9 protein-coding genes are annotated in these 10,896 nt (G+C 63.1%); 1 reads left to right on the forward strand and 8 read right to left on the reverse strand.

Annotated elements, in window-relative coordinates; genetic code table 11:
- Positions 1-3 precede the first annotated feature (3 nt).
- The 5 genes from fkpB to murJ form a co-directional block, all read right to left on the reverse strand.
- On the reverse strand, positions 4-441 hold the full coding sequence (fkpB, locus tag IRZ56_RS08085) for an FKBP-type peptidyl-prolyl cis-trans isomerase (RefSeq protein ID WP_196144464.1): 438 nt from the start codon (positions 439-441) through the stop codon (positions 4-6).
- Positions 434-949: a signal peptidase II gene (lspA, locus tag IRZ56_RS08090; protein ID WP_196144465.1), complete on the reverse strand. Its 516-nt coding sequence runs from the start codon at positions 947-949 to the stop codon at positions 434-436. Before lspA ends, fkpB begins: the two co-directional genes overlap by 8 nt.
- Positions 942-3,773, reverse strand: a complete 2,832-nt coding sequence (ileS, locus tag IRZ56_RS08095; RefSeq protein WP_196144466.1) for an isoleucine--tRNA ligase — start codon at positions 3,771-3,773, stop codon at positions 942-944. Before ileS ends, lspA begins: the two co-directional genes overlap by 8 nt.
- Positions 3,770-4,720, reverse strand: a complete 951-nt coding sequence (ribF, locus tag IRZ56_RS08100; protein ID WP_196144467.1) for a bifunctional riboflavin kinase/FAD synthetase — start codon at positions 4,718-4,720, stop codon at positions 3,770-3,772. Before ribF ends, ileS begins: the two co-directional genes overlap by 4 nt.
- A gap of 118 nt (positions 4,721-4,838) precedes the next feature.
- The gene (gene murJ, locus IRZ56_RS08105; protein ID WP_196144468.1) at positions 4,839-6,377 is read right to left on the reverse strand and encodes a murein biosynthesis integral membrane protein MurJ; all 1,539 of its coding nucleotides are present in this window, start codon (positions 6,375-6,377) and stop codon (positions 4,839-4,841) included.
- 251 nt (positions 6,378-6,628) lie between these two features.
- On the opposite strand from murJ, the gene rpsT reads away from it, so the two are divergent.
- On the forward strand, positions 6,629-6,907 hold the full coding sequence (gene rpsT, locus IRZ56_RS08110; RefSeq protein ID WP_023382471.1) for a 30S ribosomal protein S20: 279 nt from the start codon (positions 6,629-6,631) through the stop codon (positions 6,905-6,907).
- 123 nt (positions 6,908-7,030) lie between these two features.
- On the opposite strand, the gene IRZ56_RS08115 is transcribed toward rpsT, so the two are convergent.
- From IRZ56_RS08115 to IRZ56_RS08125, 3 genes are read right to left on the reverse strand one after another with little or no spacing between them, the layout of a single operon-like run.
- Positions 7,031-9,331: a PqiB family protein gene (locus tag IRZ56_RS08115; RefSeq protein WP_196144469.1), complete on the reverse strand. Its 2,301-nt coding sequence runs from the start codon at positions 9,329-9,331 to the stop codon at positions 7,031-7,033.
- The gene (locus IRZ56_RS08120; protein ID WP_196144470.1) at positions 9,324-9,947 is read right to left on the reverse strand and encodes a paraquat-inducible protein A; all 624 of its coding nucleotides are present in this window, start codon (positions 9,945-9,947) and stop codon (positions 9,324-9,326) included. Before IRZ56_RS08120 ends, IRZ56_RS08115 begins: the two co-directional genes overlap by 8 nt.
- Positions 9,934-10,593 (reverse strand): paraquat-inducible protein A, encoded by a 660-nt coding sequence (locus IRZ56_RS08125; protein WP_196144471.1) that lies wholly within the window; start codon positions 10,591-10,593, stop codon positions 9,934-9,936. Before IRZ56_RS08125 ends, IRZ56_RS08120 begins: the two co-directional genes overlap by 14 nt.
- Positions 10,594-10,896 lie beyond the last annotated feature (303 nt).

Below are 10,896 nucleotides of genomic sequence, written 5' to 3' on the forward strand. Positions count from 1 at the left end.
GGCTCACAGGGCCTTGACCTCGAGGATCTCCACCTCGAAGGTCAGGGTCTTGCCGGCCAGTGGGTGATTGAAGTCGATGGTGACCTGGTCGTCATTGAACGCCTTGACCACACCTGGCAGTTCGGCGTTGGCGGCATCGTTGAAGATCACCAGCAAGCCTTCGGAAAGCTCCATGTCAGTGAACTGCGAACGTGGCATGACCTGCACGTTCTGCGGGTTCGGCTGGCCGAAGGCGTTCTCCGGGGCGATGGTCAGGGTACGCTTGTCGCCGGCCTTGAAGCCGAACAGCGCATTCTCGAAGCCAGGCAACAGGTTGCCGTCGCCGACCTTGAACGTGGCTGGCGCCTTGTCGAAGGTGCTGTCGACGGTGTCGCCGTTTTCCAGATGCAGCGCGAAGTGCAGGGTGACTTCGGTGTTCTGGCCGATACGGGTCTCAGTCATGGACAGGCTCTCCGGACTTCTTGCTCTTGAACATATCCAGCGCCAGCATCACCGCACCAACGGTGATTGCGCTGTCGGCCAGGTTGAAGGCCGGGAAATACCAACGGTTCTGCCAGTGCACCAGGATGAAGTCGACCACGTGGCCCAGCACGATACGGTCGTACAGGTTGCCCAGCGCACCGCCAAGCACCAGGGCCAGGGCAACGGCCAGCCAGGTCTCGCCGCGCCCCAGGCGCTTGAGCCAGACCACCAGCACGGCGCTGACCACCAAGGCGATCAGGGCGAACAACCAGCGCTGCCAGCCGGAGCTGTCGGCGAGGAAGCTGAACGCAGCGCCGGTGTTGTAGGCCAGGGTCCAGCTGAAGTAGTCGGGAATGACCACGATCTGCTGGTACAGGCTCAAGGCCCCTTCGAAGTAGACCTTGGTGGCCTGGTCCAGGACCAGCACCACCAGGCTCAGCCAGAGCCAGGCAAGGCGCCCGAAGCGCCCCGCTGCAGGGTTAGGCATAGTGGCGCACCTCACCGGAACCGCTGAGGTTGTCTACGCAACGGCTGCAGATTTCCGGATGCTCCGGATGGCTGCCGACGTCGGCGCGGAAGTGCCAGCAACGGCCGCACTTGGCATGGCCGGACTTGACGACCTTCAGCTTGAGGCCTTCGACCTCGGTTGTCACGGCATCGGCCGGCGCCTGGACGAACGGCACCACGCTGGCGGCCGAGGTGATCAGCACGAAGCGCAGCTCGTCGCCCAACTTGGCCAGGTCGGCGCTCAGGCCTTCCTCGGCGAACAGAGTGACTTCGGCCTGCAGGTTGCCACCGATGGCCTTGGCCGCACGCTGGTTCTCCAGCTCCTTGTTGACCGCTGCCTTGACGGCCATGACGCGATCCCAGTAGGCGCGATCCAGCTCGAAGCCTTCAGGCAGCTCGGACAAACCCTGGTACCAGGTGTTGAGCATGACCGATTCGTTGCGCTCGCCCGGCAGGTACTGCCAGATTTCGTCGGCGGTGAACGCCAGGATAGGCGCGATCCAGCGCACCAGCGCCTCGCTGATGTGGTACAGCGCGGTCTGGCAGGAACGGCGGGCGACGCTGTTGGCGCCGGTGGTGTACTGGCGGTCCTTGATGATGTCGAGGTAGAAGCCACCCAGCTCCTGGACGCAGAAGTTGTGCACCTTGGAGTAGACGTTCCAGAAACGGTACTCGCTGTAGTGCTCTTCCAGCTCGCGTTGCAGCAGCAGGGTGCGGTCGACGGCCCAACGGTCCAGGGCCAGCATGTCGTCGGCCGGCAGCAGGTCGCGGGCCGGATCGAAGCCGGACAGGTTCGACAGCAGGAAGCGTGCGGTGTTGCGGATACGACGGTAGGCGTCGGCACTGCGCTGCAGGATCTGCTCGGAAACCGCCATCTCGCCGGAATAGTCGGTGGCCGAGACCCACAGGCGCAGGATGTCGGCACCCAAGGTGTCGTTGACCTTCTGCGGCTCGATGGTGTTGCCCAGCGACTTGGACATCTTGCGGCCGCTCTCGTCCACGGTGAAGCCGTGGGTCAGCAGCTCGCGGTACGGCGCGTGGTTGTCGATGGCGCAACCGGTCAACAGGGAAGAGTGGAACCAGCCACGATGCTGGTCGGAACCTTCCAGGTACAGGTCGGCGCGCGGGCCAGTGGCATGGCCGATGTCGTGGGAACCACGCAGCACGTGCCAGTGGGTGGTGCCGGAGTCGAACCACACGTCCAGGGTGTCGCTGATCTTGTCGTACTGGCCGGCTTCGTCACCGAGCAGTTCGGCGGCATCGAGCTTGAACCAGGCCTCGATGCCTTCTTTCTCGACGCGCTTGGCCACGGCTTCCATCAGCTCGACGGTGCGCGGGTGCAGCTCACCGGTCTGCTTGTGCAGGAAGAACGGGATCGGCACGCCCCAGTTGCGCTGGCGCGAGATGCACCAGTCAGGGCGATTGGCAATCATCGCGTGCAGGCGCGCCTGGCCCCAGGACGGGACGAACTTGGTCTGCTCGATGGCCTTGAGGGCACGCTCGCGCAGCGGCTCGCCGGTGTTTGGCTGCTTGTCCATGCCGACGAACCACTGGGCGGTGGCGCGGTAGATCAGCGGGGTCTTGTGGCGCCAGCAGTGCATGTAGCTGTGGCTGATGGTCTCGGTGTGCATCAGCGCGCCGACTTCGCTCAGCTTGTCGACGATGGCCGGGTTGGCCTTCCAGATGAACTGGCCGCCGAAGAACGGCAGCGACTCGACGTACACACCATTGCTCTGCACCGGGGTGAGGATGTCGTCGTTGACCATGCCGTAGCGCTTGCAGGTGACGAAGTCGTCTTCACCGTAGGCAGGCGACGAGTGGACCACGCCGGTACCGGCGCCCAGCTCGACGTAGTCGGCGAGGTAGATGGGCGACAGGCGATCATAGAACGGGTGGCGGAAATGGATCAGCTCCAGCGCGGAGCCCGGGGCGGTGGCCAGCACCGAGCCTTCCAGGTTGTAGCGCTTGAGGCACGACTCGACCAGCTCTTCGGCCAGCACCAGCAGGCGCTCACCGGTGTCGACCAGGGCATAGCTGAACTCCGGGTGGATGTTCAGGGCCTGGTTGGCCGGAATGGTCCAGGGGGTGGTGGTCCAGATCACGATGGCGGCCGGCTTGGCCAGCGAGGCCAGGCCGAAGGCCGCGGCCAGCTTGGCATCGTCGGCGACCGGGAAGGCCACGTCGATGGTCTGGGACTTCTTGTCGGCGTACTCGACCTCGGCCTCGGCCAGGGCCGAACCGCAATCGAAGCACCAGTTCACAGGCTTGAGGCCCTTGAACACGAAACCTTGCTTGACCATTTCGGCCAGGGCGCGGATTTCACCGGCCTCGTTGGCGAAATCCATGGTCTTGTAGGGATTGTTCCAGTCACCCAGCACACCCAGGCGGATGAACTCGGTCTTCTGCCCTTCGATCTGCTCGGCGGCATACTCGCGGCACAGCTCACGGGTGCGGTCGGCGGCCAGGTGCTTGCCATGGGTGACCTCGACCTTGTGCTCGATCGGCAGGCCGTGGCAGTCCCAGCCCGGTACGTAGGGCGCGTCGAAGCCCGACAGGGTCTTGGAGCGGACGATCATGTCCTTGAGGATCTTGTTCAGCGCATGACCGATGTGGATCTTGCCGTTGGCATAGGGCGGGCCGTCGTGCAGGACGAACTTCGGACGATCCTTGCCAATTTCGCGCAGCTTCTGGTACAGGCCAATGCTGTCCCAGCGCTGCAGGATCTGCGGTTCGCGCTGAGGCAGGCCGGCCTTCATCGGGAAGGCGGTGTCCGGAAGGTTTAGCGTGGCTTTGTAGTCGGTCATTTCAGGCTCTTCGTTAGCGGTTGAGCGTGCCAGTGGGCACGTGCGGCGGCGATGTCCGCGTCGATCGCCGACTTCAGCGCCTCCAGGGAGGCGAAACGCTGCTCCTCGCGCAGCTTGTGGTGGAACTCCACCGTCAGGCGCCGGCCATAGAGATCGCCGGCATAATCCAGTAGATGAATCTCGAGGTGCGGCCGGCCCTCGCCAGCGACGGTGGGGCGCACCCCGATATTGCCGACACCCGGCCAGGCCTTGCCATCGATCTCGATGCTGGCCAGGTAGACCCCGGACAGCGGCACGCGGCGGCGCTTGAGCTGGATGTTGGCGGTCGGCGTGCCGAGTTGGCGGGCCAGCTTCTGCCCGTGCAGCACACGGCCGGTAATACGGTACGGGCGGCCCAGCAGGTGCTCGGCCAGCTCGAAGTTGCCATCGGCTAGCGCCTTGCGCACCTCGGTGCTGCTAACGCGCAGGCCGTCCTGGATCACTGTGTTGGCGGCTTCGACGGTGAAACCGTAGTGCTTACCGGCCTCGACCAGGAAGGCGAAGTCGCCGGCGCGGTCGCAGCCGAAGCGGAAGTCATCGCCCACCTCGAGGTGGCGCACGCCCAGGCCGTCGACCAGGATCGCCTTGACGAACTCGTCGGCACTGAGCTTGCTCAGGCGCTGGTTGAAGGCCAGGCACAGGACCCGGTCGATGCCTTCGGCGGCCAGCAGCTCGATTTTGTCACGCAGGCGAGCCAGGCGTGCCGGTGCGGTGTCGGGGGCGAAGTATTCGCGTGGTTGCGGCTCGAAGATCACCACGCACGTGGGCAGGCCAAGCGCCTGCCCACGCTCACGCAGGCGCGCCAGGATTGCCTGGTGGCCACGGTGAACCCCGTCGAAGTTGCCAATGGTGGCGACACAGCCCCGATGCTCGGGGCGCAGGTTGTGAAGACCTCGAACCAGCTGCATAACGCGCTTCTTGCTCATAAAGTGGCCGATTATAACCACACCCGGGCGCCGGTGACAGGCAGCAGCGCCACAGGGCGGCGTGGAATTCGAAAAACCGACGCCTGGCCCGCCATCGGCCTCAGTGCAAGGCCTTGCGAGCGAAATGCCGGGGCCGGAAGCCGCACAGGTACAGGCAACCGAAATAGGTCACCACGCCCGCCAGGATCAACGCCCCCAAGCGCAGGAACCGCTCGGGCATACCGCCCTGTTCCCAGGCCGGCAAGTAATGCATGCCGGCCAGCAGCACACCGGACATCAGTGCAACTGCCAGCACCAGCTTGAACAGGAACATCGCCCAGCCCGGCTGTGGCTGGAACAGCTGCTGGCTGCGCAGCTTCCAGTACAACAGGCCGGCATTGAGACAGGCACCGAGGCTGATGGCCAAGGCAAGCCCGGCATGCTGCAGCGGGCCGATGAGCGCCAGGTTGAGCAGCTGCGTGCAGACCAGGGTGAAGATCGCGATCTTCACCGGCGTGCGGATATTCTGCTGCGCATAGAAGCCCGGTGCCAGTACCTTTACCAGGATGATCGCCAGCAGGCCGACCGAATAGGCGATCAGCGCGCGCTGGGTCATGGCCGCGTCGAACGCGGTGAATTTGCCGTACTGGAACAGCGCCACGGTCAGCGGCTCGGCGAGGATCGCCAGGGCCAAGGTGCAGGGCAGCACCAGCAGGAAGCATAGGCGCAGGCCCCAGTCGAGGATCCGCGAGTACTCATGGCGGTCTCGGTTGGCGTAGGTCTTGGCCAGGGTGGGCAGCAGGATGGTGCCCAGAGCCACCCCCAGCACGCCCGAGGGCAGTTCCATGAGGCGGTCGGCGTAGTACATCCACGATACCGAGCCTGCCACCAGAAACGACGCGAAGATGGTGTTGATGATCAGCGAGATCTGGCTGACGGAAACGCCGAGGATGGCCGGCAACATCTGCTTGAGCACCCGCCAGACGCCGGTATCGCGCAGGCTCACCCGTGGCAGCACGAGCATGCCGATCTTCTTCAGCGCCGGCAGCTGGTACAGCAACTGCGCCAGTCCCCCGGCCAACACGCCCCAGGCCAGGGCCATGATCGGCGGGTCGAAGTACGGCGTGAGCAACACGGCGAAGGCGATCATCGCCACGTTCAGCAAGGTCGGCGTGAACGCGGGGACCGAAAAGCGGTTCCAGGTGTTGAGGATCGCACCCACCAGCGAGGACAGCGAGATCAGCAATATATAAGGAAAGGTCACCCGCAACAGGGCCGTGGTCAGTTCGTAGCGCTCGGCGCTGTCGACGAAGCCAGGTGCCGTCACCCAGACGATCCAGGGCGCGGCGAGGATGCCCAAGGCCGTGACCACGGCCAGGACCAGGGTCAGCAGGCCGCTGATGTAGGCGATGAAGGTCCGGGTGGCCTCCTCGCCCTGCTGGGTCTTGTACTCGGCCAGGATCGGCACGAACGCCTGGGAGAAGGCCCCTTCGGCGAAGATCCGCCGCAGCAGGTTGGGCAGCTTGAACGCGATGAAGAAGGCATCGGTGGCGATGCCGGCGCCGAATACACGGGCCAGGATGGTATCGCGTATGAACCCGAGCACCCGGGAAATCATGGTGATGGAACTGACGGCGGCCAGGGATTTGAGCAGGTTCATGGAAAAAATTCGCGCCTGAGACGGAGGGCGCTGCCAGAAAGCGCCCGAATATGCGATACTTCCGCGCCTTTTGACGGGGAAGCCAAAACTCCCGAGTTTACAGGTCGCTGCGCAGAAAGAAATCCTTCCTTCTCGCTTGCGCACCGCTCGGCGGAACCCTCAAGGTGGCCTTGACAACCGTTCGACTGATCGGCATGATTCGCGGCCTATTTTGTTTGCTATTTACCTAAAGTCTTTCGAGGAGCTCGACGGTGGCCAACACACCTTCCGCCAAGAAACGTGCAAAACAGGCTGAGAAGCGTCGCAGCCACAACGCCAGCCTGCGTTCCATGGTCCGCACCTACATCAAGAATGTAGTCAAGGCCATCGACGCAAAAGACGCCGAAAAAGCGCAAGCCGCCTATATCCTGGCTGTGCCTGTAATCGACCGTATGGCCGACAAGGGCATCATCCACAAGAACAAGGCTGCTCGCCACAAAGGCCGTCTGAATGGCCACATCAAGGCACTGAAAGAAGCTGCAGCTGCCTAAGCGACGCGCTTGTCGAAAAACCGACCCTAGGGTCGGTTTTTTATTGCCCGCAATTCAGTGTCGAAACCACCCCCCTGTGTAGGAGCGGGCCTAGCAAAAGGGCCGCATAGCGGCCCTCTCGTCTTACTTGCCGACCTGGATCTTCGGCGCCCACTTCAGCCACTCATCCTCGGGCTTGTCGAACAAGGCGAAGGTCTGCTGCGGCCGGGCCGGGTTGCCCATCTGCTCGCCTTCCGGCGTGGCGAAGGCGATGCCACCATCGATCAACGTCTCCAGCGACTCGGTACGCACCGTGGCGCCCTTGAACAGGCCCCAGTCGAAGCCGAAGCCACTGCTGTTCCAGAAGCGGCTGCCACCGCGCACCAGGGCCGCATAGCGCGGCTCGATAAGGATGTGGATCAGTACGCGGTCTGCCGTCTGCCCCAATTCGAAGCCAGTGACCTTGCCGACAGTAACTTCGCGATAGGTCACCGGTACGCCTGGCTTGATCGAGCCACGCCGGGGCGCACTGAGGGTCAGCGGCAGCCCGACCACCGGGCCGGCCACCTCGGGAGCTTCAGGCAACGCGATGAAGTCATGTTGGGGGCCCTTGTCCTTGATAGCCGGCAAAACCTCCAGGTACTGCCCCCCCACCAGGGTGTCGAGGTTTTCGGTGCGCACCAGGCCGAAGGCAGGCTTGACCACCCAGAACTGGGTACCGGCACGGGCGATGCGCGCCTGCGCCTGGGTGATGCGCGCCCGCAGCAGCACGGCTTGCAGGTCAGCGGTGAGGTCGACGCTTTCGACGCTCCCCACGTCCAGGCCGCGGAAGCGAATCGCCGTACCGGGCTTGAGACCATCGGCGCGATCGACGCGAATGGTGATCAGGGTGCCGGCGCGGTCGGCGGCTTCCTGGTTCTCGTGCAGGCGGAAGCGCGGAATATGACGCTTGAGCGGCACGTCCGGCTTCGGTGTATCGAAGGCGATGCCTCCGGCCATGAGCGTCTGCAACGACTCACTCTTGACCTTGATCCCAGACAAATCCCCAGACAGGGTGATGCCACTGGCGTTCCAGAAGCGCGAGGAGCCATTGACCAGGTTGGCGTACTCTTTCTCGATATGTACGCCGATCAGGATCCGCTTGCTGTTACGGGCGAACTGGTAGCTCTGCACGCTACCGACCTTGACCTGGCGATACATGACGGGGCTGCCGATTTCGAGCGAGCCCAGGTTCTCGGCGAACAACACCATGTGCAGGCCCGGCGCCTTGAGGTCCAGCGGCGGCGCCTTGGCGCGCGCCTCGAATTCACGCAGGGGCTTGGCGCCCTTCTCGCCGGGGCGGATGGCAATGTAGTTACCTTTGACCAAGGCTTCCAGGCCGGTGATACCCGCCAGCGAAATGGACGGCTTGACCACCCAGAACTGCGTGCCTTCGACCAGGTAGTCTTCGGCCAATGGGTCCAGGGTCAATTCGGCAGTGGCGCTGCTCAGGTCATCGGCGATCTTCATGGTCTTGAGCGAACCGACCTGGATACCTTTGTACATGACCGGCGTGCGACCGGCCTGCAGGCCCTCGTAGTCCGTCAGCTTGACCTTGATGCGAATGCCGGCCTGGGCCGCGTCGAAGTCTTCGTACAGGCGGAACGGCAGGGTCGGATCGGTGGGCGGGCTGTCCCGGCGATGCTCGGGAGTCGCGAAGGCGATGCCACCGGCCACGATGCTGGCCAGAGACTCGCTACGCAGCTTCACGCCCGACAGGTCCGCGTCGATGCTGATGCCGCTGGCGTTCCAGAAACGCGTGTGCTTGCGCACCAGGCTGGCATAGGCAGGCTCGATGAAGACTTTGATCTCGACGGTGTCCTGGTCTTCGGAGAGGCGATAGCTCTTCACCCGGCCGACCTTGATCTGCTTGTAGAAGACGGGGCTGTCGCGGTTGAGCGAGCCCAGGCGGTCCGCCTTGAGGGTCAGGTGCAGGCCTGGCTCGGTGTCGGACAGCGGCGGCGCCTCCGACAAGGCAGTGAAGCGCTTGGTCTTCTCGCCCTCACCAGGGCTGACCGCGATGTAGTTGCCCGATACCAAGGTTTCCAGGCCGGAGATCCCCGCCAGGCTGACGCTGGGTTTGACCAGCCAGAAGCGCGTGCCGGTGGTCAGGTTCGGCTCGGCGGCCTTGTTCATCTCGATGGTGGCGATGACACCGGTGTTGCTGCCCTCCGCATCGAGCACCAGGGTCTTCACCTTGCCGACCGACATGCCTTTGTAGATAACTTCGGTCTTGTTGGCGACGATGCCTTCACCGGACAGGAAACGCACTTGGATATCCACCCCGGAATCACGGTAGGCCTGCCAGGCCAGCCAGCCACCGATCACCAAGGCAATCAGCGGCAGGATCCAGATGGCCGACCAGTTCGAGGCTGGGCGGGTTTTAGCCGTAGGCATGTCACTCATGGTCGTCATCCGACTCCGTGTTATCCCAGATCAGTCGGGGATCGAAAGTTAAAGCAGCGAGCATCGTCAGAATCACCACAGAGGCGAAAGCGACGGCGCCCAGGTTGGCTTCGACGCTGGCGATGCGACCGAAATTCACCACCGCCACCAGGATGGCAATGACGAAAATATCCAGCATGGACCAGCGCCCGATGAATTCGATGAAGCGGTACATCAATATCCTCTGCCTTGCCGACAGGGGCTGATGTCGCTGCACCGAGTAAAGCAGCAGCCCGATCCCTACCAGCTTGAAGGTGGGCACCAGGATACTGGCGATGAACACCACGGCAGCAATAGGCAGCATGCCGTGCTTGAGCAGGGTGATGACGCCGGACATGATCGTGTCTGGGCTGCCCTGCCCCAGCGCGCTCACCGTCATGATCGGCAAGACGTTGGCAGGTATGTAGAGGATGGTCGCCGTGATGAGTAACGCCCAGGTGCGCACGATACTGTTGGGCCGGCGCGCATGCACGATCGCCCCGCAACGGGTGCAGGCCTGCGATTCACCTCCAGGCGCCTGCCGGTTGAGCTCATGGCATTCATTGCAGACCAGGATGCCTGCATCAATCGCCCGCATGCTCATCCTCCCCCGACAATGCACTCCAGATCTGGTGCGGCGACATGACGACTTCCAGCCACACCTGGACCAGCAACAGGCTGATGAAACAGAACAGGCCAAGCCCTATGGTCAGCTCAGCCAGATCGACCAGTTTGACGATCGCAACCAGCACCCCCATGAAATACACCTCGAGCATGCCCCAATCACGTAGGTGGTGATAGACACGATAGAAAAGCAGGCCATGACTGCGCCCGACGTCCAGGCGGATGCTCAGCAATACCAGCAACTGGCAGAGTAGCTTGAGCAATGGGATCGCCATGCTGCACAGGAACACCACCACGGAAACACCGCGCATCTGCGAGTTATACAGGCCAACCACACCGCTCCAGACAGTGTCGTCGGACGTCTGGCCGAGCAGGTGCAACTGCATGATGGGCAGGAAGTTGGCGGGCACATAGAGCAGGAGCGCGGTGATCACCAGGGCCAGGCTGCGGTTGACCACGTTATGACGGTGGGCATATAGCTCGTAACCGCAACGGGGGCAATGCGCCTTTTCGTCATTCTGCAACGTTGGCTTGCGCATCAGCAGGTCGCACTCATGGCAGGCGACGAGCTTTTCCAGCGGCAATTGAGCCAGCGTTTCGGAGTCGGCAGGGTTGGGCATATCAGACATCTGGATGGAGGAATGGGCTCTATTCTAGTGTTCTGACTCGAATTGTGGGAGATAGCCATAACGGTAATCCACTTTTATATAGGAGCGGGCTTGTGCCGCGAAGGGGGCGTAGACCCCGGGCGCGGTGTACCTGGGTGATCGAGGATGCAGATTTTGCGGCCGCGATGCGGCCGCTCCTACAGGAGGGGGGGGGGCACGGCTGCCAGACCCGGAAAGACAAAACCCCTACCTGCTCGCGCAGATAGGGGTTTTGCGAAATGAATCTTGACGATGACCTACTCTCACATGGGGAAG

This window comes from Pseudomonas guariconensis (assembly GCF_015680235.1).
Classification (GTDB): Bacteria; Pseudomonadota; Gammaproteobacteria; order Pseudomonadales; family Pseudomonadaceae; genus Aquipseudomonas; species Aquipseudomonas guariconensis_A.